The 24,775-nt window shown below is 64.1% G+C and carries 23 protein-coding genes and 2 rRNA genes; 8 read left to right on the top strand and 17 right to left on the bottom strand.

Annotated features, from left to right (window positions below; genetic code table 11):
* Positions 1 to 3: 3 nt before the first annotated feature.
* The 5 genes from AC5RU9_RS04425 to AC5RU9_RS04405 form a co-directional block, all read right to left on the bottom strand.
* The gene (locus tag AC5RU9_RS04425; protein ID WP_494015493.1) at positions 4 to 1,215 is read right to left on the bottom strand and encodes a pseudouridine synthase; all 1,212 of its coding nucleotides are present in this window, start codon (positions 1,213 to 1,215) and stop codon (positions 4 to 6) included.
* 149 nt (positions 1,216 to 1,364) lie between these two features.
* Entirely contained in the window at positions 1,365 to 2,021 is a 657-nt protein-coding gene (gene scpB / locus AC5RU9_RS04420) for an SMC-Scp complex subunit ScpB (RefSeq protein WP_494015492.1), read from the bottom strand.
* Entirely contained in the window at positions 2,014 to 2,949 is a 936-nt protein-coding gene (locus AC5RU9_RS04415) for a segregation and condensation protein A (protein WP_494015491.1), read from the bottom strand. Before AC5RU9_RS04415 ends, scpB begins: the two co-directional genes overlap by 8 nt.
* A gap of 6 nt (positions 2,950 to 2,955) precedes the next feature.
* Positions 2,956 to 3,855: a ParA family protein gene (locus AC5RU9_RS04410; RefSeq protein ID WP_211711355.1), complete on the bottom strand. Its 900-nt coding sequence runs from the start codon at positions 3,853 to 3,855 to the stop codon at positions 2,956 to 2,958.
* A 250-nt stretch (positions 3,856 to 4,105) separates the two neighbouring features.
* A complete protein-coding gene (locus tag AC5RU9_RS04405; RefSeq protein WP_211711356.1) occupies positions 4,106 to 5,452 on the bottom strand; it encodes a cation:dicarboxylate symporter family transporter in 1,347 nt (448 codons plus the stop codon).
* A gap of 139 nt (positions 5,453 to 5,591) precedes the next feature.
* Between AC5RU9_RS04405 and AC5RU9_RS04400 the strand changes: the two genes are divergently transcribed.
* From AC5RU9_RS04400 to AC5RU9_RS04375, 6 genes are all read left to right on the top strand, one after another.
* Positions 5,592 to 7,238, top strand: coding sequence for a sensor histidine kinase (locus AC5RU9_RS04400; RefSeq protein ID WP_494015490.1), 1,647 nt, complete (start codon positions 5,592 to 5,594; stop codon positions 7,236 to 7,238).
* Positions 7,235 to 7,948: a response regulator gene (locus AC5RU9_RS04395; protein WP_494015489.1), complete on the top strand. Its 714-nt coding sequence runs from the start codon at positions 7,235 to 7,237 to the stop codon at positions 7,946 to 7,948. Before AC5RU9_RS04400 ends, AC5RU9_RS04395 begins: the two co-directional genes overlap by 4 nt.
* Before the next feature lie 72 nt (positions 7,949 to 8,020).
* Positions 8,021 to 8,662, top strand: coding sequence for a GntR family transcriptional regulator (locus tag AC5RU9_RS04390; RefSeq protein ID WP_494015488.1), 642 nt, complete (start codon positions 8,021 to 8,023; stop codon positions 8,660 to 8,662).
* A gap of 10 nt (positions 8,663 to 8,672) precedes the next feature.
* Positions 8,673 to 10,193, top strand: coding sequence for an MmgE/PrpD family protein (locus tag AC5RU9_RS04385; protein ID WP_494015487.1), 1,521 nt, complete (start codon positions 8,673 to 8,675; stop codon positions 10,191 to 10,193).
* Entirely contained in the window at positions 10,194 to 11,099 is a 906-nt protein-coding gene (gene prpB, locus AC5RU9_RS04380; RefSeq protein ID WP_494015486.1) for a methylisocitrate lyase, read from the top strand. It abuts the gene before it with no gap.
* A gap of 70 nt (positions 11,100 to 11,169) precedes the next feature.
* Entirely contained in the window at positions 11,170 to 12,309 is a 1,140-nt protein-coding gene (locus tag AC5RU9_RS04375) for a bifunctional 2-methylcitrate synthase/citrate synthase (RefSeq protein WP_494015485.1), read from the top strand.
* 75 nt (positions 12,310 to 12,384) lie between these two features.
* Here AC5RU9_RS04375 and AC5RU9_RS04370 read toward each other — a convergent pair whose 3' ends face one another.
* Entirely contained in the window at positions 12,385 to 12,879 is a 495-nt protein-coding gene (locus tag AC5RU9_RS04370) for an 8-oxo-dGTP diphosphatase (protein ID WP_494015484.1), read from the bottom strand.
* 56 nt (positions 12,880 to 12,935) lie between these two features.
* On the opposite strand from AC5RU9_RS04370, the gene AC5RU9_RS04365 reads away from it, so the two are divergent.
* The gene (locus AC5RU9_RS04365; protein WP_494015483.1) at positions 12,936 to 13,691 is read left to right on the top strand and encodes a hypothetical protein; all 756 of its coding nucleotides are present in this window, start codon (positions 12,936 to 12,938) and stop codon (positions 13,689 to 13,691) included.
* Positions 13,692 to 13,716: 25 nt separating this feature from the next.
* Here AC5RU9_RS04365 and xerD read toward each other — a convergent pair whose 3' ends face one another.
* The 9 genes from xerD to AC5RU9_RS04320 form a co-directional block, all read right to left on the bottom strand.
* The gene (gene xerD / locus AC5RU9_RS04360; RefSeq protein WP_211711365.1) at positions 13,717 to 14,676 is read right to left on the bottom strand and encodes a site-specific tyrosine recombinase XerD; all 960 of its coding nucleotides are present in this window, start codon (positions 14,674 to 14,676) and stop codon (positions 13,717 to 13,719) included.
* A gap of 2 nt (positions 14,677 to 14,678) precedes the next feature.
* Entirely contained in the window at positions 14,679 to 15,341 is a 663-nt protein-coding gene (locus AC5RU9_RS04355; RefSeq protein WP_494015482.1) for an NUDIX domain-containing protein, read from the bottom strand.
* Between the two features lie 27 nt (positions 15,342 to 15,368).
* On the bottom strand, positions 15,369 to 17,114 hold the full coding sequence (gene pyrG, locus AC5RU9_RS04350) for a CTP synthase (protein ID WP_494015481.1): 1,746 nt from the start codon (positions 17,112 to 17,114) through the stop codon (positions 15,369 to 15,371).
* A 132-nt stretch (positions 17,115 to 17,246) separates the two neighbouring features.
* Positions 17,247 to 18,986, bottom strand: coding sequence for a DNA repair protein RecN (gene recN, locus AC5RU9_RS04345; RefSeq protein ID WP_494015480.1), 1,740 nt, complete (start codon positions 18,984 to 18,986; stop codon positions 17,247 to 17,249).
* Positions 18,987 to 18,989: 3 nt separating this feature from the next.
* Positions 18,990 to 20,012 (bottom strand): NAD kinase, encoded by a 1,023-nt coding sequence (locus tag AC5RU9_RS04340; protein WP_211711369.1) that lies wholly within the window; start codon positions 20,010 to 20,012, stop codon positions 18,990 to 18,992.
* A 13-nt stretch (positions 20,013 to 20,025) separates the two neighbouring features.
* On the bottom strand, positions 20,026 to 20,838 hold the full coding sequence (locus tag AC5RU9_RS04335; protein WP_494015479.1) for a TlyA family RNA methyltransferase: 813 nt from the start codon (positions 20,836 to 20,838) through the stop codon (positions 20,026 to 20,028).
* A 3-nt stretch (positions 20,839 to 20,841) separates the two neighbouring features.
* Positions 20,842 to 21,096: a hypothetical protein gene (locus tag AC5RU9_RS04330; protein ID WP_494015478.1), complete on the bottom strand. Its 255-nt coding sequence runs from the start codon at positions 21,094 to 21,096 to the stop codon at positions 20,842 to 20,844.
* 9 nt (positions 21,097 to 21,105) lie between these two features.
* Entirely contained in the window at positions 21,106 to 22,092 is a 987-nt protein-coding gene (locus AC5RU9_RS04325; protein ID WP_494015477.1) for an HAD-IIA family hydrolase, read from the bottom strand.
* Positions 22,085 to 22,897, bottom strand: a complete 813-nt coding sequence (locus AC5RU9_RS04320) for a hypothetical protein (protein ID WP_494015476.1) — start codon at positions 22,895 to 22,897, stop codon at positions 22,085 to 22,087. Before AC5RU9_RS04320 ends, AC5RU9_RS04325 begins: the two co-directional genes overlap by 8 nt.
* Before the next feature lie 6 nt (positions 22,898 to 22,903).
* Between AC5RU9_RS04320 and AC5RU9_RS04315 the strand changes: the two genes are divergently transcribed.
* A complete protein-coding gene (locus AC5RU9_RS04315) occupies positions 22,904 to 24,010 on the top strand; it encodes a hypothetical protein (protein WP_494015475.1) in 1,107 nt (368 codons plus the stop codon).
* Between the two features lie 295 nt (positions 24,011 to 24,305).
* On the opposite strand, the gene rrf is transcribed toward AC5RU9_RS04315, so the two are convergent.
* Both rrf and AC5RU9_RS04305 read right to left on the bottom strand, forming a co-directional pair.
* Positions 24,306 to 24,422: ribosomal RNA gene (gene rrf, locus AC5RU9_RS04310) — 5S ribosomal RNA — on the bottom strand.
* Between the two features lie 146 nt (positions 24,423 to 24,568).
* Positions 24,569 to 24,775 (bottom strand): 23S ribosomal RNA (locus tag AC5RU9_RS04305); the annotation flags it as partial.

Here is a 24,775-nt window from a genome sequence, read left to right as displayed (position 1 = left end):
GCCCTAGAGCCCTACGGATGCCAGGAGGTGTCCGACTTCCTGCCTGCCGAGGTTGCGGATGCTGCCCTGTCGCTGGTCGCCCAAACCGATGGGACCGACCTTGACACGGACCAGCCGCTCCACCGGGAAACCGACGGCGTCGAACATGCGACGCACAATACGGTTCTTGCCGGAGTGGAGGACAACCTCGATCAGGACGTGGCCGGGAGTGGAGTCAACCAGCTTGAACGAGTCCACAGCTGCTACGCCATCTTCGAGCTCGACGCCGTTCTTGAGCTTGGCGCCGACGCCCTGCGGGAACGGGCCACGGACCTGCACCAGGTACGTCTTGGGCACCTCATAGGAAGGGTGCGTCAGACGGTTGGCGAGTTCGCCGTCGTTCGTCAGCAGCAGCAGTCCCTCGGTGGCGACATCGAGGCGGCCGACGTGGAACAGCCGTTCGCCCTTGTTCTTGTTGTTCTTGAGGAAGTCGCTGATGCAGGGACGACCCTCGGGGTCTTCCATGGTGGAAACGACGCCCTTGGGCTTGTTGAACACCATGTAAACCAGCGTTTCGTCGAGCTGGATCCGGATGCCGTCAACGTGGATCACGGCAGCCGTGGGATCCACGCGCATGCCGAGCTCGGTGGTCACCACGCCGTCAACCTCGACGCGACCTTCGAGGATCATTTCCTCACAGACGCGGCGGGAAGCCACGCCGGCCTGCGCCATGACCTTCTGCAGGCGTACGCCGTCTACGTCGTGAAGATCCGACTGCGGGACTTCCTGTCGCGGTCCGCGGTTGCGGCCCGGCTTGCGGATGGGGCCCAGGTTCTGGCCGAAGCGTTCGCTGCCGAACGCTTTGGAGCCGAACTGCTTTGCCTGCTTCGGCTTGGGCTTCAGCGCGCCCGGAGTACCGGGAGCCTTGCCAAAGCCGGGCTTGTTGGAGCCGGGCTTACGGAAAGGCTTGGCTGGCCTGGCGGCCTGGCCGCGATCGTAATCGCCGGCCGATGTGGGGTTGTCGGGATCGAAGGGAGCCGCTTCGCGCGGCTTCGAAGCCTTGTAGGGGCGACCCTCGCCCTGGGTGAAGTTGCGCTTTCCAGCGCCGGCGCTGCCGCCGCGGCCGGAGAAGCCGCCGGCGTTGGAGCGGCCTGCGCCGCCCTTGGCCTCATTGCGTCCGGAGCTGTTGCGCCCCGAACCGTTACGTGGTGAACTCTGGCGTCCCGCCTGTGTCATGACCCGTCCTTGTGTAGTAATGGCCGGCATTTGGTGTTGAAATCAACACTAGCCAGCCGGACAGACATCGTCTGCCCCTTGTTGCTGTGCACCTTGTTGTGGTGCGTGTGTCCGTATTAAGTTTTGGTGCTGCCGTCTGTGGCCGTTGGCTACATCCGGGTGGCGTCGTAGTACTCGTCGATCCCTTCCAAACCCGGAAGGTGGGGCGAGAGCTGGGGCAGTTCTGCCACCGAGCCAATGCCCATCCGCTCAAGGAAGTAGGAGGTAGTCCTGTACAGGACCGCCCCGGATTCGGGATCGTTTCCGGAGTCCTCGATCAAACCACGCTGGGTAAGAGTCCGGACGACGGAATCGACATTGACGCCTCGAATCGCGGACACCCGGGCCCTGGAGACCGGTTGCCGGTAGGCAATGACCGCCAGAGTCTCAAGCGCCGCCTGAGTCAGCCTGGTGGTCTGCCCTTCCAGGACGAACCTGCCCACGATGTCGGCGAAATCCGACCGCGAATAGATCCGCCATCCTCCGGCGACGTTCCGCAATTCAAAACCCCGGGGTGCAGTGCTGGCATCGGCAAAGCCGACAGCATCCACGTCCGGGGCTTTAACAGTATAGCCGCTATACTCCCGCTGCAGGTCATGCAGCAAATCCTCGACGACGGCGACCGTGACGTTCAGTCCCGCGGCCAGCTCTTCGGTGGTGGCTGGCTCGTCGATGACCATGAGGACAGCTTCCAACGCAGCGCGGGCTCCGCCCGGCAGTTTTTCCAGCCCGGCCAGGCCGTCCGGCTCCGTTACCTGTTCACTCATTACTGTCTCCATCATTCCCGGATTCGTCCATGCCTGGTCCTGCCCCGTATTCCTCGCTCAGGCTGGAACTGTCCCAGGTGGCGTCGTCGCCGGTCCAACGCACTGTCAGCACGGCAAGGGGCTCGGGCTGCTCGAAGGCAACCACCCGGTCCCGGAACATCTCCAACAAGGCAAGGAAGCGGGCCACCACCGTCAGGGTGGTCTCGGCATCAGCGATCAACGCGTTAAAAGTAAGGGGTGCGCCCAGCTTCAAGCGGTAGCCCATGATTTCTGCCTGCTCTTTAACACTGACCGGCGGAGCATGGAGGTGGTCCAGGCCAACTTCCGGGGCCGCAGTGTCCTTGGGTTTGAGCGCCTTGGCCGCCAGTTCCGCGAACTGTCCGGGCGTGTGCCGCCACACGAGTTCAGGGAGCAACGCCGCGAAGTGGCCTTCCAAGGCCACCTGCCGCGGGTAGCGGAGTGCTTCCTCTTCCAAGGTCCCGCCCAGTATCCCGGCAATTTCCTTGAAGGCTTTGTACTGCAGGAGCCTGGCGAAGAGCAGGTCCCGGGCCTCGAGGAGTGCAATATCCTCTGCGTCTTCCACTTCGCCGGCCGGAAGGAGGCGCGCAGCCTTAAGGTCCAGTAACGTTGCGGCGATCACCAGGAACTCGCTGGCCTCGTCCAACGCCCAGTCCTCGCCGAGTTCCTGCAGGCGGCGAATGTACTTGATGAACTCATCGGTGACTGTAGCCAACGCCACTTCGGTGATATCCAGCTTGTGCTTGGATATCAGGCCCAGAAGGAGGTCGAAGGGGCCAGTGAAGTTGGCCAGCCGCACCTCGAAGCCCGGCTTGCGGGCCTCGGAGGTACCGGCGTCGGGCGCTGTATCCCCTACGGTTGCTGACGCGGCCGCGGGAGTGTCAGTCATCGGGGCGAGCGATGGTCCCACCGTCCGCTACGGCGCGCCGCCGCGCGAAATCAGTTCCTTGGCAAGGCGGCGGTAGGCGTCTGCGCCAATGTGGTTGCCGGCGTAGCTGGTGATCGGCTCGGCCGCGACGGTTGCATCGGCAAACTTGATGGAGCGTTTGATGACGGTTTCGAAGACTTTGTCGCCGAAGGCCTCAACCAACCGTGAGATCACTTCGCGGCTGTGCAGCGTGCGGGCGTCGTACATGGTAGCCAGGACACCGTCCACCTGCAGGCGCGGGTTGAGGCGGTCCTGCACCTTTTCGATGGTCTCCACCAGGAGGGCGACCGCGCGCAAGGCGAAGAACTCGCAGATCAACGGAATGATGACTCCGTGTGCTGCTGTCAGTGCGTTGACGGTCAGGAGGCCCAGGGAAGGCTGGCAGTCGATCAGGACGACGTCGTAATCGTCTTCGACGCTCTTCAGTGCGCGGTCCAGGACCTGCTCGCGGGCTACCTCGTTCACCAACTGGACTTCGGCCGCGGAAAGGTCGATGTTGGCGGGCAGGAGGTCCACGCCGTCCACACCGGTCTGCTGGATGGCGTCGCGGATGCTCACCTTGCGGTCCATGAGGACGTTGTAGACGGTGAGGTCGAGCTCGTGCGGATTGGCACCCAGCCCAGCGGACAGTGCACCCTGGGGATCGAAGTCCACCAGGAGGACACGCCGACCGTACTCTGCGAGCGCAGCCGCGAGATTGATGGTGGACGTGGTTTTGCCTACGCCACCCTTTTGGTTGACCATGGCGATGACTCTCGCCGGGCCGTGGGAGGCCAACGGAGCGGGTTCCGGAAATTCGCGGTGGGGGCGCCCAGTGGGCCCCATGATGGCGTCTTCCAGATCGAGCCCGGTACCTTCCAACGTTGCGGAACCCCGTTCGATGCTCACGTATCCAACCACTCTTTCGACGACGATCTTCCCTGCTGCTGTGCCCCCGGCTTCAGCGCTACTACCCACTTAGGCTACAGGCCCCGACACGGTATTCCGGGGAACTTGACATTGGCCGCGTATTGAGCCTTGACCCTCTAGTTGAGGTCGAAGGTTCTGGTCGGGGCGCCGGGTCGGGCCCCGGGAGCACGGAAGGCCGGCACCCAACAGGTGCCGGCCTTCTTTTCAGTGCGTGCTTCGCGTTGCGGTGCTAGACGGTTGCCTTCTCCCGGGGCTCACCCTCGGGGGCAGTTTCCTCGTCACTGCCGTGGGCGATCATGGTCTGCTCGTCGAAGGGTTCGCTGCCGGAGAGGACGCGCTCCACTTGGCCATTGTCGATTTCCTTGACCCAGGTGCCGATCAGGACCGTGGCCACGGCGTTGCCGGTGAAGTTGGTCAAGGCGCGGGCCTCGGACATGAACCGGTCGATTCCCACGATCATGCCCACGCCGCCCAGGAGTTCGGGCTTGTGTGCCTGGAGGCCGGCGGCGAGTGTTGCCAGGCCTGCGCCGGTGACACCGGCAGCACCCTTGGAGGCGATGATCATGAAGATGAGCAGCGAGATCTGGGCGCCCAGGTCCAGTGGAGTGCCCATGGCGTTGGCGACGAAGAGGGAGGCCATGGTCAGGTAAATGGCTGTGCCGTCCAGGTTGAAGGAGTAGCCCGTGGGGACCGTGACGCCAACAACCGGCTTGGACACACCCAGGTGCTCCATCTTGGCGATGAGGCGGGGCAGGGCAGCTTCGGAGGAGGACGTGGAGAAGATGAGCAGGTACTCGCGGGCCAGGTACTTCATGAGCCGGAAGATGTTGACGCCGGCCACGACCCGGAGCAGCGTTCCCAGGATGACCACGATGAACAGGGCGCAGGTGATGTAGAAGGCCAGCATCAGGGTGAACATGCTGAAGATCGCTTGGGCACCGGTTGCACCGACGACGGCGGCGATCGCACCGAAGGCGCCGACGGGAGCAAGCCACATGATCATGATCAGGATGCGGAAGACGAGCCGCTGCCCGTGGCCGATGGCCTTCAGGATGGGAGCACCCTCCTTGCCCATCTTCTGCAGGGCGAAGCCAACCAGGATGGCTGCCAGCAGGGTGGGCAGGACAGGGATGTCGCCCGGGATGATGCCCAGGAGGAAGTCCGCGGTGCTGTCCGTTGCGGCCTTCTTGTTCGGGTCATAGGGGGTCAGCTTGAGTCCCTCTCCCGGGTGGATGAGGTTGCCGACAACCAGGCCGATGGCCAGGGCGAACGTGGACATCGCCACGAAGTAGCCCAGGGCCAGTCCGCCCACCTTGCCCACCGTTGCGGCCTTGGCGATCGAACCGATACCCAGGACGATCGTGCAGAAAATGACGGGGGCGATCATCATCTTGATGAGCTTGATGAAACCGTCGCCCAGCGGCTTGAGGGATTTTCCGACCTCAGGGAACAGCAGGCCGACTACGGCGCCCAGCACAACGGCCAGGATAACGGCGATATACAGGTAGTGGGACTTGTCGAGCCCCTTGCGTCCACCTTTGGCAGCGACTGCCGACTCTCCTCGTTGAGAGGTCATGGGATTCTCCTTCTGGATACTGTGTAAGGCGCTGCGGTCCTGCACTGATGTCCAATCCGCTGCCCTTGTGTGATATCCATCATTGAGCCGTTGGTGACACACATCACCGTTGCGGTCATATTGGTCATGGGAGGCCCACGTGTTTCACAGCTGGAGCATCGCCCGCCGTCTGTTTGTGGCGAACCTGCTGTTCGTCCTGATACTGACGGCGGCTTTCGGTGCGTTTTCCGTGCTGGAGGCCCGGGACCGTGCTTACGACGACGCGGGCAGCCGAATGCGTGCCATCTCAACGTCCATAGCCAACAACCCGCTGGTCCTCCAGGCTGCATCCACGGCGGACCCGTCGGCAGTACTTCAGCCCTACGCCCTGAAGGTCATGAGTGAGGCCGATGCGGATTTCATCACCATCATGGCTCCGGACAGGACGCGGTGGACCCATCCCCGGGCAGAGGAGCTGGGCAAGCCGTACATAGGAACCATCGAACCGGCCTTGAACGGCAACACGTTCACCGAGGTCACAGCCGGGACGCTTGGCCCCTCGGTCCGGACCATCTCCCCCGTCAAAGACCAAGGCGGCACGGTCAAGGCGCTCGTGGCGGCCGGTGTGACAGTGCGGACCGTGGACACCGACGTCGCGGAACGCCTGGGCGTGATCGGCGGCATCGCCCTGGTGGTGTTGACCTTCGGATCCATCGCTTCCTGGCTGCTTGGCCGATACCTGCGTTCGGTGACGCGCGGCTGGGGTCCGGAACAACTGGCCCAACTCTTCGCCTATTACGAATCAGTCCTGCATTCCGTGCGCGAGGGACTCATCCTGGTGGACACACGCGGCAAGGCAGTCATGTACAACGACCAAGCGGCGGAATTGCTGGGCCTGGAGCCGTCCGACGCCGATCGGTCCCCTGATGCTGCCCCACGGCTGGCCGACCTGCCGTTCGACGGCAGCCTGCGGGCGCTGTTCGAGTCCGGCAGGCCGGCCCATGATGAAATCCACCTCACGGGCTCCAGGATCCTGGTGGTTAACCAGGCCCCTGCTGTGGCGCCAGTGCCCGGGCGCAGCAGGCAGAGACCAGCCGTGTACGGCACGGTGGCCACCATCCGCGACCGCACCGAGATCGAATCCTTGGGCACTGAGCTGCAGACCATGAAGACGTTGTCCGATGCCTTGCGCGCCCAGACCCACGAACACGCCAACCGGCTGCACATGATCGTTTCGCTGTTGGAGCTGGGCCGCACACCGCAAGCCCTGGATTTCGCCACGAAGGACCTCGAGTTGAGCCAGCAGCTCACCGATGACATGGTGGCGTCCGTGGACGAGCCGGTGATGAGCGCCTTGGTCATGGGTAAGGCCGCCGAAGCCCATGAACGTGGGGTGGAGTTGGTGGTCCGTACCTCCGGGAGTTCCGGTGTCCGCGGGCTTGAGATCCAGGACCTGGTGACCATCCTCGGCAACCTGCTGGACAATGCAATCGATGCGGCCGCCGCCGGTGAGTACCCGCGAACAGTGGAGTTGGATGTGGAAGCCGGAGCTGCCGCCGTCGAATTCACGGTGCGGGACACCGGCAGTGGCATCGACCCGGGGTCCATTGATGACGTGCTCCAGTACGGTTTCAGCACCAAGTCCCCGGCAGCGGGCGCGGGAGGAGCCCATGGCCGCGGGGTCGGACTGGCGTTGGTGAGGCAGGCGGTGCAGCGACTGAACGGTACGATGACCATCAGCAATCCCGGCGGTGCGCAGTTCCATGTTGTGTTGCCCGTGCCGGATCCCGAGGAAGAGCAGGAATGACAGACATCCGCGTCCTGGTGGTTGAGGACGAGCCGATAGCGTCCGATGCCCACTCCGTCTACGTCGGCCGTCTTGAGGGGTTCACTTTGGTGGGTACGGCACCCGATGGGCAGTCGGCCCTGCGTATCCTCAGTGAATTTGCCGCCGCCGGCGCACCGGTTGACCTGGTACTGCTGGACATGAACCTGCCTGACCTGCACGGCCTGGACGTGGCCCGCCGCATGCGGTCGGCAGGAGTTTTTGCGGACATCATCGCGATTACCGCCGTCCGGGAACTGAACATCGTGCGCAGTGCCGTGTCGATCGGCGTCGTGCAGTACCTCATCAAGCCCTTTACCTACGCGACGTTCGCCGACAAGCTGGGCAGCTACCGGACCTTCCGTGACCAGTTGGCAGGGTCGATGTCCGGGATCTCCAAGGCCGGAGCGTCGCAGAGCGACGTGGACCAGGCGTTCGCGAGCCTTCGCGCTCCGACGGAGTTGCCGCTGCCGAAGGGCCTGTCCGGCTCCACCCTGGAGTCCGTGAAGGACCTGGTCCGGGCGCGGCAACAGCCTGTGTCGGCCAGCGAAGTCATGGAGGCGCTCGGAATGTCCCGCGTCACCGCCCGCCGATACCTGGAGTACCTGGCCGACGCCGGGACAGTTACCCGGGCGGCACGGTACGGAACTCCGGGGCGGCCCGAAAACGAATACGGCTGGAACCGAAGCTGATTTCTGTATACACAGCGGGCAGAAAACACCCAATCTGTCGCTTTTGCCTGTTGGTGTGTATACACTGGGGGCATGCGCGCCAGTGACCGGGCCTACACTGCCCTCCGGGAAGACATCATCGAATGGCGCCTTCGTCCGGGCACGGTGCTGGCGGAGGTTGAGCAGTCCGAGCGCCTCGGCGTGTCCCGCACGCCGGTCCGGGAGGCGCTGGGCAGGCTCACAGCTGAGGGATTGACGACGGCGGCAGGAGGCCGCGGCGTCGTCGTCACCGATATCTCGCTGGACAGCATCGACGAACTTTTTGAGCTGCGCGAAACACTCGAAGTGCGGGCCGCAGGCCTGGCCGCCCAACGCGGCGAGCCCGGCGTCTTCGCCGAACTTCACGCCAAACTGCTGCTCGCCCCTGAACTGCTCAGCGAAGACGACCCCGCCCGCCACGACTACTATGCGCTGGTAGGCCGGTTGGACGACGCCATCGACGCCGCCATTTCAAACACCTACATGGCCCACGCCATGCGGAGCCTCCGCGTCCACTTGGTCCGGGTCCGCCGCCTGGCGGCAGACGACACCGCCCGGCTTCACGCGGCCGCAGCCGAACACGCCGCCATCGCAGAAGCGATCGCCGCCGGCAACCCCCGGCTGGCAGAAGCAGCCACCACAGTCCACCTGCACCGCAGCCTCACCCACGTCAAAGCCACCCATACCCCTGCCTAGAAGGAGCATCATGGTTAAGAACCATCACGTCCGTGTCTACAAGAGCGAAGAGAACCTGCCCCGCGAGGAGCAGTTGGCGCACAAGATCGCCGTGGTCGCTGCCGACCCCGTCGAGGTGTCCCCCGAGGTCACCGACATGGTGATCAACCGGATCATCGATAACGCCTCCGTGGCCATCGCGTCGCTGAACCGGGCACCGATCGTTGCTGCCCGCGCGCAGGCCCTGACCCACGCACCGTCCGCCAACGGCAAGGGCGCCTCGGTTTTCGGCATCAGCGAGCAGGTCTCCCCCGAGTGGGCCGCTTGGGCGAACGGCGTGGCCGTGCGCGAACTGGACTACCACGACACCTTCCTGGCCGCTGACTACTCCCACCCGGGCGATAACATCCCGCCGATCCTCGCCGTCGCCCAGCACGTCGGTTCCAACGGCGCCGACCTCGTCCGGGCCATCGCAACCGGTTACGAAATCCAGGTGAACCTGGTCAAGGCGATCTGCCTGCACAAGCACAAGATCGACCACGTCGCGCACCTGGGCCCCTCCGCCGCCGCCGGCATCGGCACGTTGTTGGGTTTGGATGTTGAGACGATCTTCCAGTCCGTGGGCCAGGCCCTGCACACCACCACCGCCACCCGGCAGTCCCGCAAGGGCGAAATCTCCACCTGGAAAGCCCACGCCCCGGCCTTCGCCGGCAAAATGGCCGTCGAAGCCGTGGACCGTTCCATGCGCGGCCAGACCTCTCCCGTGCCGATCTACGAAGGCGAAGACGGCGTGATCGCCTGGATGCTGGACGGCCCGGACGCCTCCTACGAGGTCCCGCTGCCGCTGCCCGGCGAAGCAAAGCGGGCCATCCTGGACACCTACACCAAGGAACACTCCGCCGAGTACCAAGCCCAGGCCTGGATCGACCTCGCCCGCAAACTCCACCGCGAGCACCCCGAAACCACCGACCCGGCCAACGTGGCATCGGTGCTGATCAAGACCAGCCACCACACCCACTACGTCATCGGTTCGGGCGCGAACGATCCCCAGAAGTACTCCCCCACCGCGTCCCGGGAAACCCTGGACCACTCCATCCCGTACATCTTCACCGTCGCACTCCAGGACGGCGCCTGGCACCACGTGGACTCCTACAGCCCCGAACGGGCCGCCCGCCCGGACACCGTGGAACTCTGGCAGAAGGTCACCACCGTCGAAGACCCGGAATGGACCCGCCGCTACCACTCCCTGGACATCGCGGAGAAGGCCTTCGGCGGCACCGTGGAAATCACCCTCACGGACGGGACCGTGGTCACCGATGAGATCGCCGTAGCCGACGCACATCCCCTCGGTGCCCGGCCGTTCGCCCGTGAGCAATACATCAACAAGTTCCGCACCCTCGCGGCCGGGCTGGTGGAGGAAGCCGAGATCGAAAGGTTCCTCACCGCCGTCGAACGCGTCACCGAACTGGGCGAAGGCGAACTGGACCAGCTCAACATCACCGCAGCTCCCGGGGTCATCAACCTCGACGCAGCCCCGAAGGGACTGTTCTAAATGTTGTACTCCACAACCACCCCCGAGCAGAAAAGGGTCAGGCTCCGCGAGCTGCTCAACTCCGGCACCATCCAGCAGTTCCCGGGCGCGTTCAACCCGCTCTCGGCACGGCTCATCGAGGAAAAGGGCTTCGCCGGGGTCTACATCTCCGGCGCCGTCCTGGCCAACGACCTCGGACTGCCTGACATCGGCCTGACTACCCTCACCGAGGTAGCCACCCGCGCCGGGCAGATCGCCCGCATGACCGACCTGCCCTCACTCGTGGACGCGGACACCGGCTTCGGCGAACCCATGAACGTGGCCCGCACCATCCAGGAACTCGAAAACGCCGGCCTGGCCGGCTGCCACATCGAGGACCAGTTCAACCCCAAACGCTGCGGACACCTGGACGGCAAGAACGTCGTCGATATCGACACCGCCACCAAACGCATCCGCGCCGCAGCCGACGCGCGCCGGGACCCGAACTTCCTCATCATGGCCCGGACCGATATCCGCGCCGTCGAGGGCATCCAGGCCGCACAAGACCGCGCCCGCGCCTTGGTGGACGCAGGCGCCGACGCCATCTTCCCCGAAGCCATGGCCACCCTGGACGAGTTCCAGGCCATCCGCGACGCCGTGGACGTGCCCATCCTGGCCAACATGACAGAGTTCGGCAAAAGCGACCTCTTCACCGTGGACCAGCTCCAGGGCGTTGGCGTGAACATGGTCATCTACCCCGTCACGCTCCTCCGCATTGCCATGGGCGCTGCAGAGCGTACTCTGGAATCGATCAAGGCTGCGGGGACCCAAGAGGCGCAAGTGGAGAACATGCTCACGCGTGCCCGCCTCTATGAACTCGTGGACTACGAGGCATACAACCAGTTCGATACCGGCGTATTCAACTTCAAGGTTCCTGGCATCCGCTAGGTTCCAATTTCATCAAGGGGAACGCAGGGTCCCGCTACCGGGCCCTGCATCATGAACGAAGGAGTTCAGCATGGCTGCTGAAGACATCAAAAAGGGCCTTGCCGGCGTCGTGGTGGACTACACCGCCGTCTCGAAAGTCAACCCGGACACCAACTCGCTGCTGTACCGCGGGTACCCGGTCCAGGAACTGGCCGCCAAGTGCAGCTTCGAAGAAGTTGCCTACCTGCTGTGGAACGGCGAACTGCCCAACGAATCGCAGCTCGCGGAATTTACTGCCCGCGAACGCGCAGGCCGAGCCTTGGACCCCGTAGTCAAGTCCGTCATTGATACGCTGCCCACTACGGCGCACCCCATGGATGTCTGCCGTACGGCAGCTTCCGTGCTGGGCGCCCGGCACGAACTGGCCGAGGATTCCTCACCCGAGGCCAACATGAAGAAGGCCATCGACCTCTGGGCTGCCATGCCGGCCGTCGTGGCCTATGACCAGCGCCGCCGCCGCGGCGAGGACGCGATTGAGCCGCGTGAGGACCTGGACTACTCGGCGAACTTCCTGTGGATGACGTTCGGCGAAGAACAGGTTCCCGAAGTGGTTGAGGCGTTCAACGTCTCGATGATCCTCTACGCAGAACACTCCTTCAACGCCTCCACCTTCACCGCCCGGGTGGTCACCTCCACCCTCGCGGACCTGCACTCGGCCGTCACCGCCGCGATCGGCGCCCTCAAGGGCCCCCTGCACGGAGGCGCCAACGAAGCCGTCATGCATACCTTCGACGAGATCGGCATCCGCAGCGAAGAATCGCTGGAGGAAGCCGCGTCCCGCGCAAAGACCTGGATGGAAGACGCCCTGGCCCAGAAAAAGAAGGTCATGGGCTTCGGACACCGCGTCTACAAGCACGGCGACTCCCGCGTGCCCACCATGAAGGCCGCACTGGATAAGATGATCGCCCACTACGGACGCCCCGAACTCCTGGGCCTCTACAACGGGCTGGAACAAGCCATGGACGAGGCGAAGGCCATCAAGCCCAACCTCGACTACCCGGCCGGCCCCACCTACCATCTCATGGGCTTCGACACCCAGACGTTCACGCCCCTGTTCGTGGCCAGCCGCATCACGGGCTGGACCGCGCACATCATGGAGCAGGTAGCATCAAACTCCCTCATCCGGCCTTTGAGCGAATACAACGGCCCCGAAGAGCGGCACGTGCCGTAGGGCTCAGGCCTCAAAGCAGAAAGAACGACGGCGGTCCGGTCACCTGAGGTGACCGGACCGCCGTCGTCCGTGGCACTAAACCGGCCCCACCCAAGCTTCGGTGCGGACGTCCGCGACATTTTCGTTGTCGGCGGCCAAGGCGACACGGACCGCGATACGCTGCCCGGAAATCATGGCAGGCAACCAATGCTCGGCGTCCGCCCACATGCGTTCCACTGGGAGACGGGCCACAGGGAACCACGCCGGCGCAATTTCAACGCTTTCGGTAGGTTCCCCATCCCATGCGTGGGTGAGGAACACGGTGGTAGCCATGTTCCACTCGGGCCTGGCCGGAAAAACAAAATCAACTGTCCCGGCAGGAACCAGGTCCTCCGGGGCCACTACCACGTTGATTTCCTCCATGACCTCCCGACAAGCAGCCTGCTCCGCAGTTTCGCCCTGTTCCAGGTGTCCGCCGATGCCCACCACCTTGCCGCGGCCGAAGCCGGTCTTCTTGGTGCCGAGCAGCACGTGCTCACCGCCCGCGGCATCACGAAGGAGGAAGCACAAAGTCACCTGGGCTGCAGTCATGCTGACTACCTTAACCTGTACTCCCCAGCCGTAGCCGCCATTGCTACAGTGAGCCCATGAGCGAAGGTGGGGGTGACGTGCGCGCCGTTGCGGGCGGCGTCGACGAGGTTCCTGAAGCGTCCGACAGAGGCGAGGCCGCTGCTGGAACGCCAGGCACCGGCACAACAGAACGGGATGCCTGGCTTCCGCGTTGGCTTGTGGCGCAGCCGCTCTACGCGGGCTGGGCCTGGACAGTCCTGTGGGCCGGACTCATTGTCCTGGACGAAGTGGTGGACCTGGCTGGGTGGACCTGGTCCCTGTTGGTCCTCTTAGCCGCCTTGCCTACCCTGATCTCTACTCTGGTGGTCCTGCATGCCACGCCACGAAGCCACCTTAAAGCCGTGGACGCGACGGTCCTGGGTCATTTCTTCGTTCGGTTCCTGGCCCTGGTGGCAGCCTTCATGGTCTGGGCCGCGTCCGTAGTGATGAGCGCCTCCATCTCCACCACCGTGCAGTCCGTGATCGGGGATTCGGAGAAAGAAGTCACTGCACTCGGGTTCAACCTGATGCTTGCCGCCGTTCCATTGGTGCTGTCCGTCCTCTGGATGGCGTTCATTGTCCGGTGCGCGTGGTTCCTGAGGCGGCTCCGCGGTTGGCGGCAAATACCGGTCAGGACCAGGGTGCCCAAGAAGTTCCTCCGCGGCCGGCCCCGGCTCAAACGGGTGGTGGTCGGCTTGGCCCACCCGGGCCTCCTGCTGGTGGCTGGTCTGGGCACGTCCGTGCTGGCCCTGTTTGTGAACGCCGTCGAGTTGACCTTGAACGTCATAGGCTAGCCCTTTTCCGCCTTGGCGAGATGGCCTAGCCGAGCGCCCTCGGATGCGCAGCTGCATAGATTTCCCGCAGGGTGTCCGCCGTGACCAGAGTGTAGACCTGCGTGGTGGTGACAGACGCGTGGCCAAGGAGCTCCTGCACCACCCTGACATCCGCTCCGCCTTCAAGCAGATGGGTGGCAAAGGAATGGCGCAGCGTGTGCGGTGAGACATCCTTGGTGATCTGGGCTTTCTCGGCCGCAGCCTTGAGGATGGTCCAGGCGCTCTGCCTGCTGATCCGGCCGCCCCGGGCATTGAGGAACAACGCCGGCGTCCCTTTTCCCTTGGACGCGAGCAGCGGCCGGCCGCGGACTACGTAGGCGCCGACGGCGCGGGCGCCATAGGATCCAAGAGGCACCAAACGCTCCTTGGAGCCTTTGCCGAACAACCTGACGATCGCGGGATCGCCACCGGAGTCTTCGAGGGAGACGTCATCGACGTCCAAGCCTACGGCCTCGCTGATGCGTGCGCCGGTGGAGTAGAGGAACTCCAGGAGCGCGCGGTCCCTGAGACCGGTGGGTGTGTCCGTCCCGGCAGCTTCCAGGATGCGCGTCACTTCGCCAACGCTGATGGCTTTTGGAAGCCTCTTGCCCGGCATCGGCGGGTGGACATCGCTGGCGGGGTCCGCCGTCGTGGTTCCTTCCAGCGCCCAAAACTTGTGCAGGCCGCGGACGGCCACCACTGTGCGCGCCGCAGAGCGGACGCCCAGCGCTGCTGCGCCGTCCGAGCCGTCGGACAATGCCTGGACGAAGGCCGTTACGTGATGGCGCGTGATGTTGCCGGGACGCTCGATCCCTTGCGCGGCCAGGAAGTTGGAGTACCTTGCGAGGTCGCGACGGTACGCAGCCAACGTGTTCGCTGCCAGGCCCTTTTCCACGCCGACGTGCTGCAGGTAGTCAGTAACAGCCCGGTCAATGGCATTGAGGGTACGTGTGGGGGCCTCGGCCATGCTCAGCGCTGGCTCGGATGTGCGGGCCAGGGCGCGTTCGCGGGACGGAGCTTAGTGAACCCATCAGCCTTCGCTGCTGCGGCAGCCAGGATTCCCAGCACCGCGGAAGGATTGTGCAGCCGGCCTTCGAGGACAGCCTGGACGGCATCTTCAAGTGGGACCCACTGAAGCTCAATCTCGGCCTCTTCGTCAGTCCTGACATGCCTGTCCGCTTCCGGAACGTCAGTAATTCCACGGGCCAGGTAGATTCGGACCGCTTCGCTGGAAGAGCCCGGGGAATTGAAGAAGTCCACCAGGACATTCCACGTAGCAGCAACCAGGTCGGCTTCCTCGGCCAACTCCCGCGCCGCGCCCACCACAAAATCTTCGCCTTCCACGTCCAGCAAGCCGGCCGGGATTTCCCAGAGGTCCATGCCGACAGGATGCCGGTACTGCTTGAGCAGCAGGACCTCGCCGTCCACGTTCATGGGAAGGACAGCGACGGCGCCTGGGTGGTCAATATAGTCCCGGACCAGGGTGTCCGTGTCTTCGCCGAGCTGGAACGAGTCACTGACCACGTCCCAGATACGGCCTTCGTAAACCTTGTTGGTAGACAAAAGACGGCGCGGGCTCGGCATGTCCGAAACCTGCCTTGATGTGCGGGGGGTTTCAGAAATACCGGGCATCGCGCCGTCCTTCGCTAGTACGTGTATTTACTTGGCAGCTACCGCGCGGGCGCCGGTCTTCGTTGCCACGGGTGTGCCTTCGCGACGCTCCAGGGCAGCCTTGACCAGGCCTGCGAACAGCGGGTGGGGACGCGTGGGCCGGGAGCTAAGCTCCGGGTGCGCCTGCGTCGCAACGTAGTACGGGTGGACTTCGCGGGGAAGTTCCACGTACTCCACCAGCTTGCCGTCGGGAGAGGTACCGGAGAACACCAGGCCCTCGGCAGCAATCTGCTCGCGGTACTTGTTGTTGACCTCGTAGCGGTGGCGGTGGCGTTCGCTGACCGTGGTGGTGCCGTAGGTCTCGGCGATGACCGAACCTTCGTCCAGCTTGGCTTCGTAGAGGCCCAGGCGCATGGTGCCGCCCAGGTCTCCCTTGCCGTCCACAATGTCCAACTGCTCTTCCATGGTGGCAATGACCGGGTACTTGGAATCGGGCTCGAACTCGCTGGAGGAAGCGCCTTCAAGGCCAACCACGTTGCGGGCGTACTCGATCACCATGCACTGCAGGCCAAGGCACAGGCCAAGGACGGGAAGCTTGGATTCGCGGGCGAACTTCAAAGCCCCAAGCTTGCCTTCGAGGCCACGGATGCCGAAGCCGCCAGGAACGCAGATGGCGTCCACGCCGGCCAGGGACTTGGTGGCACCTTCAAGGGTTTCGCACTCGTCCGACGGGACCCAACGGATCTTGACCTTGGCTTCGTTGGCGAAACCGCCGGCACGAAGGGCTTCAGTCACCGAAAGGTACGCGTCCGGGAGGTCGATGTACTTGCCCACCAGGGCGATCTCGACTTCGTGCTTGGGGTTGTGGACAGCTTCAAGCAGCTTGTCCCACTTGCTCCAGTCAACGTCCTTGAACGGCAGGTCCAGGGCACGCACGATGTAGGAATCCAGGCCCTGCGAGTGCAGCGTCTTGGGGATGTCGTAGATGCTGGGAGCATCAGCGGCGTTTACCACGGCGTCAATGTCGACGTCGCACATTCGGCCGATCTTCTCGCGCATGGCATCAGGTACTTCGCGGTCCGAACGGATCACGATGGCTTCGGGCTGGATACCAATGGAGCGGAGGGCTGCCACGGAGTGCTGCGTCGGCTTGGTCTTCAGTTCCTGGGAAGGGCCGATGTACGGCACAAGCGAAACGTGGAGGAAGAAGACGTTGTTGCGGCCCACGTCCTGGCGGACCTGGCGGGCCGACTCAAGGAACGGCTGCGACTCGATGTCGCCCACGGTGCCACCGATTTCGGTGATGATGACGTCCGGAGCGTTCTTGCCCTCGGCGGGCAGACGCATACGGCGCTTGATTTCATCGGTGATGTGCGGAATGACCTGCACCGTGTCTCCGAGGTATTCACCGCGGCGTTCCTTGGCGATGACCGTGGAGTAGATCTGGCCGGTTGTGACGTTGGCCGAACCTTCGAGGTTTTCATCGAGGAAGCGCTCGTAGTGTCCGATGTCGAGATCGGTTTCGGCGCCATCATCCGTCACGAATACTTCGCCGTGCTGGAAGGGGTTCATCGTGCCCGGATCCACGTTCAAGTAGGGATCGAGCTTCTGCATAGTTACAGACAAACCGCGTGCCCGCAGGAGGTGGCCGAGGCTGGAAGCCGTCAGACCCTTACCGAGCGAGGACGCCACACCACCGGTGACGAAGATGTGTTTGGTCGTCTTGGACGAGCCCGGGAACCGGGAATTTACACGGGAATTTGATCGCTGCACCACGGAATTCGAGCTTATCATCAATTACGCCTTCCAAGCGTCTGTTCGGATTCCCCAAATGGTCAATAGTTGCTCAGGACTGCCAGGCAATCAAGAGCCACAGGGGTTTGGAGTGCACCGATGTGATGGTGCTCGCACTGCGGGCAATCGTGTTCAGGCCCGCTGCGGCAGGAGCTTCGCGTCGTCCAACAATTCCTGGGCGTGTGCCTGCGCGGACTCGGAGTCCTCTTGGCCGGCCAGCATCCTGGCAAGTTCCTTGACCCGCTCCTCCTCGCTGAGCAACTGCACGTCACTGGAGGTGAATCCGGTGGTGGTCTTCCCGTCAGAACCCCGCACCGACGTCTTGGTGACCCGGATGTGCTGATCGGCGAATGCCGCCACCTGGGGCAAGTGGGTCACCACCAGCACCTGGACGTGCCGGGCCAGCATGGCCAGCCTGCGTCCGATCTCGACGGCGGCACGGCCGCCCACCCCTGCGTCCACCTCATCGAAAACAAACGTTGGAACGGGATCCACAGCGGCGAGAACTACCTCGATGGCAAGCATGACGCGGGACAGTTCACCGCCTGACGCCCCCTTCCCCAGCGGCCGGGCAGGAGCGCCGGAGTGGGGCTGGAGGAGGAACGCGATCTCATCGGTACCCCACGGGCCCAACACGCCGCTGCCGTCCACCTCGATGACCAAGGTGGCGTCCGCCATGGCCAGGGCCTTCAGTTCGGCGCTGACGCGTGCTGAGAGGTCCTTGGCAGCCTTGAGTCGGGCTTTGCTGATCGCTGCTGCCTGCTTGCGCAGGCTGGCCTCCGCGGATGCCACCTCCGCGTCCAGGGATTCGATCCTGCTTGAGTCGTCCTGAAGCTCATCCAACCGCGTCCTGGCGGTGGCAGCCCACTCCAGCACCTCGTCGATACTGGGGGCGTATTTGCGGATCAGCTTGGCCAAGACTGCCCGGCGTTCTTCAATCTCGGAAAGCCGCTCCGGGCCCTCCGTGTCGAGTGCGGCCTGGTAGCTGGACAACTCGGCGGCGATGTCATTCAGGAGGAACCCGACCTCCGCCAGCCTGGTCGCAGCAGAACGCAGTTCTTCATCGTGTTCAGCCACGTGCTCCAGCGTCCGCTTGGCCGCGTCAACCATGGACGTGGCATCCCCGGCGTCGCCAAATTCCTCGGCGATGAGCGACTCATGGGCCGCCGCAGCTGCCAGCCGAAGTTCTTCAACATTCGCCAGCTTCACGGCCTCAGCCTTGAGGGTTTCGTCCTCGCCCGGCTGCGGATCCACGTCGTCGATTTCCGTGAGGGCAGCGTCCAGGGACTCAGCCTCGCGGAGCCGTTCGCGGGCTTCGCTGCGCAGGGTATCAAGTTCGGCCTGGATGGCTTTCCAATGGTTGTACAGCTCCTGGTACTCCCCCAGGCTCTTGGCCAGCGGCGCACCGGCAAAACGGTCCAACGCATGGCGTTGGGCTGTTGCGCTCTTGAGCCGGATCTGGTCCGACTGCCCGTGCACCACTACAAGGCTCTCCCCCAGCTCGGCCAGCACCCCTACAGGTGCCGCGCGTCCGCCAACGTAGGCACGGCTGCGTCCGTCGGCACCAACCGTGCGGGCGAGCAACAGTTCAGCAACGCCGTCGAACTCTTCAGCCTCGCCGCCGGCCTCCTTGGCGCGCTCCACGGCGCTGTGCGCCGGATCAAGCTTCAGTACAGCCTCCGCGGACGCGGACTTGGCGCCGCTGCGGACCGCACCCGCGTCCGACCTGGCACCGAGAAGAAGCCCGACGGCGGTCACCACCATGGTCTTACCGGCGCCGGTTTCGCCTGTGACGACGCTCAGGCCCGGGCCCAACGGCAGGGCGGCGTCGGTGATGACGCCAAGGTCACGGATTCGGAGTTCTTCAAGCATGGTTCACTTCGCATTCGTGGGGTCGGAGGGTTCACCGTGCCCTGGGTCCCGCGGGCTGGGCAAAGGTGCCGGTGACAGAGTCCTGATCACCGGAATAGGACCGGTGTGGACTTCGCCGCTGCGGGGAGCCGGGCCACGCCAGCCATGGATGGGAAGCTCGAACTTTCGGACGAGCCGGGCGGAGAACGGGGTTTTATGCGTTCGGGCGAGCCTCACAGGCGTTGCCGAACGCGTCACTTCCACGCGGGCACCCGGAGGCAGGTCCACGGAGCGCCGTCCATCGCACCAGAGCACGCCCAACGCGTCGGTACGGTTCATGATTTCGACGGCCAGCTTGGAGCGCGGCGAAACCACCAGGGGCTTCGCGAAGAGCGCGTGCGCGCTAATGGGAACGATGACCAAGGCCTCAACCTCCGGCCACACCACGGGCCCGCCCGAAGAGAACGCGTACGCGGTGGAACCCGTAGGCGTGGCCATGACCACGCCGTCGCAGCCGAAAGAGGTCAGGGGCCGCTCATCCACCTCCGTGACGACCTCCAACATCCGTTCGCGGTTGGCCTTTTCGATGGCGGCCTCGTTCAAAGCCCACGTGTGCCAAATCTTCTGGCCCTTGATCCACACCTGAACGTCGATGGTCATGCGTTCTTCCACCGTGTACTGCCGGCTCGCAATCCACTCGACCGTTTGGGCGAGGTCGGCCCGTTCGCTCTCAGCCAGGAAGCCCACGTGCCCCAGGTTTACCCCGAGCAACGGGACATCAACCTCACGGACCAGCTCGGCCGCGCGCAGGATGGTGCCGTCACCGCCCAGGACCATGACCAACTCCACGTCCTCCAGGCTGACGTGGTCGTTAAGGATCTCGATCGGGGTGTCCAAGGCACCGAAGAACCGCTCAATATCGGCAAGCTCAGACTTTTGGAGCACGGGAACCAAGCCAGACGAGTGCAGCTGCGTACACGCATCCCACGCTGCGCGGAGCGATTCCTCCCGCCCTGTGTGGGCAAGGACCAGTACACGCCTGCTCATCGGGTTCTGCTTTCTAGTGGTTCGGCCAGAGTTTCTCGACTAACGCGGCGACGGCTGCGTCCCGCTCTTCGATCTTAGGCAACACCGCGGACATCCTGCGCTTCATCCACAGGAAGTATTCAACATTTCCGTCCTGGCCAGGCAGCGGACTCGTTGCAAGATCCATCAACTCCAGTCCAGCGTCCACCCCAGCCCGGGCCACTTGGGCCACCGCCCGGCGTCGTTCATTATCCGATGAGACCACGCCCGTACGGCTCAGCCGCTCTTTGCCCACCTCGAACTGCGGCTTCACCATCAGGACCATGTCGCCGCCGGGTTCGGTGCATTGGGCAAGGGGGTACACGACCAGGGTCAACGAAATAAAGGACAAGTCCGCGACCGTCAGTTCTGAAAGTCCGCCGATCTGTTCAGGCGTCATGTAACGGACGTTAAGGCCCTCATGGACGTCCACGCGGGGATCCTCCCGCAGGTGCGGAACCAACTGTCCGTGCCCCACGTCCACGGCAACCACTCGCGCGGCCCCCTGCCTCAGCAGCACGTCAGTGAAGCCACCCGTGGAGGCACCGGCGTCGAGACACCGCTTGTCGGCAACCACGACGGCGGGAAACGCCTTCAGCGCGCCGTCCAACTTATGCCCGGCACGGCTGACGTAGATGTCCTCAAGGTGGGCTTCGACAAGCAGCTCCGTTGCCGCGTCAACTTGGAGGGCGGCTTTGGCCAGGACCGTCCCTGCGGAGCTGACCTTCCCGTCGCTGATGAGCTTGGCAGCGTGGGTCCGGGACCTCGCCAACCCCCGGGTGACGAGTTCCTGATCAAGTCGTGCCATGTGCTAGCTGTCGCCTTCCGGGCGGGTGTTTGACGGTGCTGACGGGAGGCCCGGCTCAGCATCCAAGGCTTCTAAAAGGGAGTCGTGGATGCCGGCGTACAGCTCGCCATGGTCAGAAACCGGCGTCACCGCAACATCCGCCAAGAGGCCGAGGGCCCTGTCCGCCGGCGCATCACCTGTCGGCGTCGCGGTGGCAGGCCACTGGACCACAGCCGGGATCTCCGCCTCAGGCACGGGGGCGTTGCTGGGTTCGGTCATCGCACCACTCTAGTGACTTTGCCATTCCAGCTTGGGAGCCTGGGCCACCGCGGTCTCCGGAACCGCCGCCCACCAAGCGGCACACGCCGCACGCCAAGCGTCGATGTCCGCTTCGTCGCCAGTGACCGTGACCGTGCCATCCACGGCAACAGCCGAGGCTGCACCGCAACGGAACGTTCCGTCCTCGCTCACGACCTCCGGGTAAGGGGCATACAGACCCTCAAGGTCCGCCAACAAATAGTCGGGACGCTCATCCGAGCGCGCGGCCAGGATGGTGTGCGTCGTATCCACACCGGTGAGGACGGCCGCCGTCGCAAATCCTGCGCGGTTTCCACCCAGGATGTCCGTGTCCAAGCGGTCGCCCACCACCAACGGGCGATCGGCGTTAAGCCGTTTCGCAGCAGCATGGAAAAGCGGCGCTTCAGGCTTGCCGGCCACCAACGGTGACTTGCCGGTGGCAGCAGCTACAGCGGCCACCAGGGTCCCATTGCCCGGCGCCATGCCCCGCGCCTGCGGAATGGACATGTCAGTGTTGGTCGCGAACCACATAGCTCCGCCAGCCACCACATAAGAGGCCTCGGCCAGGTCCTTCCAACCGATCTCCGGATTGAAACCCTGCACCACTGCCACAGGGTTCTCATCGGCGCTGTGCACGGGCTTCAGCCCTACCAGTTCGATCTCATGGGCCAGTGCAGCGCTGCCGGTGATAAGGACATGCGCCCCCGCAGGCAGCATGGAAGCAAGGAGCTCCCCTGCTGCCTGTGAGGAACTGACCACTTGATGGTCCTCAGCCGGGGCGCCCAGCTCACGCAAATGCGCTGCGACCTGGGCGGGCGTCCGTGAAGCGTTGTTCGTGACGTAACCCAGGCCAACGCCCACGGTTTCGAGACGCTGCAACGACTCCACGGCTCCCGGGATGGCGTGCGGTCCTGCATAGACCACGCCATCCAAATCCGAGAGGACAGCATCAAAGGATGAGATCAGGGAATCAGCCATTCCGGGAATCGGCGTTCTCGTCGTCTGCCTCTTCGTGGCCAGCCTCGTCATCCTCAACGGAATCGATATCCGACTCGGCATCGTTCGACTCAAAGTAGTCCGACTCAGCGTCGTCCAGTTCCACGTCGTCGTGCTCGACATCCGCTGCCGCCGCCTCGACGATGACAGTTTCAGCCTCCGGCTTCACGACGTCGGCGTCCCGGGCCGGCTTCTCGAAGCGCGGCTTACGCGCGGCTTCTTCCTCCCGCTCGTCCCAGCCGAGGTCAACGATCTCCGGCTCGGCAAAGTCCCCGACGCCCAAGGCATTCTCGGCAACCAAAGCCTGGCGGGCCCACTTCTCAGACTCCTCAGTGCGACCCACTGCAGCCAAAGCCTCCGCATATGCGCGGAAAAGCCGCGGGCTGTAAGAGAACGCCCTATTGATGTCCAGCTGCGGGATCTCAAGCTCGCTGACGGCAGCATCCAGCTGGTTCAGGTCCGAACGGGCACCCGATGCCACAATGGCGAGCTCAACCTTGCCCGGAGCATCCAGGTCCTGCGCCTCAGGAGAGCGGACCATATCCAATGCCCGATCAGGACGACCCAAGCCGCGCTCACAATCGGCCATGACCGGCAGGTGGACGTTGGAACCACTGATGCGCCGGTACGTGCGGAACTCACGCAGAGCCTCACCATAGTGGCCGGCAGCGTAAGCCGTCAGTCCGACAGCTTCGCGGACCACTGAGAGGCGTCCACCGCGACGGCTCGCAGCCAACGCGTGCTGGAAAGCGAGCTCAGGCTCAATGTCGATCAGGCGGCCGGCCATGACCAGGTGCTTTGCAACCCAGCCTGCACTCTGCTCCTCGAGGGTCTTGATCTGGTGGCCGGTGGCGCGGTCAAGTTCCTTGCCCGTAACGTCATCGCCGATCTCAGGGGAACGTTCGCGGTCAGGGCGGTTCGCGCTGCGGATGTCCTTTGCGTTGGGAACCCGCGCCGGACGCTCTTCCCAGGAGTTGCCGCGGTCGCCACGGTCATTGCCAAACGAGCGGCGGTCACCGTCACGCGCCGGGCGATCGCCACGGTCGCCAAACGGCTTCCGGTCACCACGGTCATTGTTGAAGGGTCGACGCTCATCGCTGTCGCGGCGGGGGCCATCGAAGTTCCGCGGGCCGCGCTCAGGACGGTCGCCGAAAGGCTTCCGGTCACCACGGTCATTGTTGAATGGACGACGCTCACCGTCACGGGCCGGGCGGTCGCCACCGAAGGAGCGACGGTCACCGTCACGGGCTGGGCGGTCGCCGAAGGGCTTCCGGTCGCCACGATCGTTGTTGAACGGACGGCGGTCACCGTCACGGGCCGGGCGGTCGCCACCAAAGGAGCGACGCTCACCATCACGAGCCGGACGGTCGCCACCAAAGGAGCGACGCTCACCATCACGAGCCGGACGGTCGCCACCAAAGGAGCGACGCTCACCGTCACGGGCCGGGCGGTCGCCGAAGGGCTTCCGGTCGCCACGATCGTTGTTGAAGGGACGGCGGTCACCGTCACGGGCGGGGCGGTCGCCGAAAGGCTTCCGGTCACCACGGTCATTGTTGAACGGACGACGCTCACCATCACGAGCCGGACGGTCGCCACCAAAGGAACGACGCTCACCATCACGGGCCGGGCGGTCGCCGAAAGGCTTCCGGTCACCACGGTCGTTGTTAAACGGACGACGCTCACCATCACGGGCCGGACGCTCGTTACCGACCCTGTTGTCCCTGGAGCGGAATCCGCGAGGATCGCCGCCGGAGTTGTTGTTGGGGCGGTACGAACCGCGGTCGTCCCGGTTCCCGCCGAAGTTTCCGCGATTGCCGCCGCGATTGCCGCCGTTGTGCTCAGCCATGGTGGATTCCTCCTGTTGCGAGCCGACCACTGGCGCGTGCGTAGTCGCTCATAACCCTTATTTCGTTGTCACGCCGTCGGCAGCGCTGAGCTACCGACTCGTTTGTCTTATGCAATTCTATTCGACGCCGCCGCAGCGCCAGTACGTCTGGAGAGACTAAACGGCCCCTCGTGGCAAGTCTCACAGCCAGGCAAGTGCCTTGCTGTGCAGCTTGCGGCCAGGCTCTGGTCATTCTGAAGCCAAGTCGCCGGGCACCCATCCTGGCCGTGTTTTGTGGGTATCGCTGTGTTGTGTGGGTTAAATGGGTGGAGCCCCGACCGTGGTGGTCGGGGCTCCCCGTTTAATGTGTGTCCGGCGGTGTCCTACTCTCCCACACCCTCCCGGGTGCAGTACCATCGGCGCTGTGGGTCTTAGCTTCCGGGTTCGGAATGGGACCGGGCGTTTCCCCCACGCTATGACCGCCGTAACCTTTTTACCCGTCCCGGCCCCCGTGTGTGGGGGTGGGTGGGAAGTGTGTGGTTACAACTGTGGTGCTTGGTTGTTATTTTGTTGTTGGTTCCTGTGAACGGTTGTTGTTCGGGAACCACATAGTGGACGCGTGCAGTGTGTTGTGTGGTGTAAGTTGTTGGCCTATTAGTACCGGTCAGCTTCACGAGTCTTTAGTCCTCGCTTCCACATCCGGCCTATCAACCCAGTGGTCTGGCTGGGGGCCTCTCACACATAATGTGTATGGAAATCTCATCTTGAAGCGAGCTTCCCGCTTAGATGCTTTCAGCGGTTATCCCATCCGAACGTAGCTAATCAGCGATGCACTTGGCA

The sequence above is a fragment of the Arthrobacter sp. B0316-5-4 genome (genome assembly GCF_059090325.1).
The sequence above is the reverse complement of the archived record's forward strand: the minus strand, read 5'-3'. Positions and strand labels throughout refer to the sequence as shown.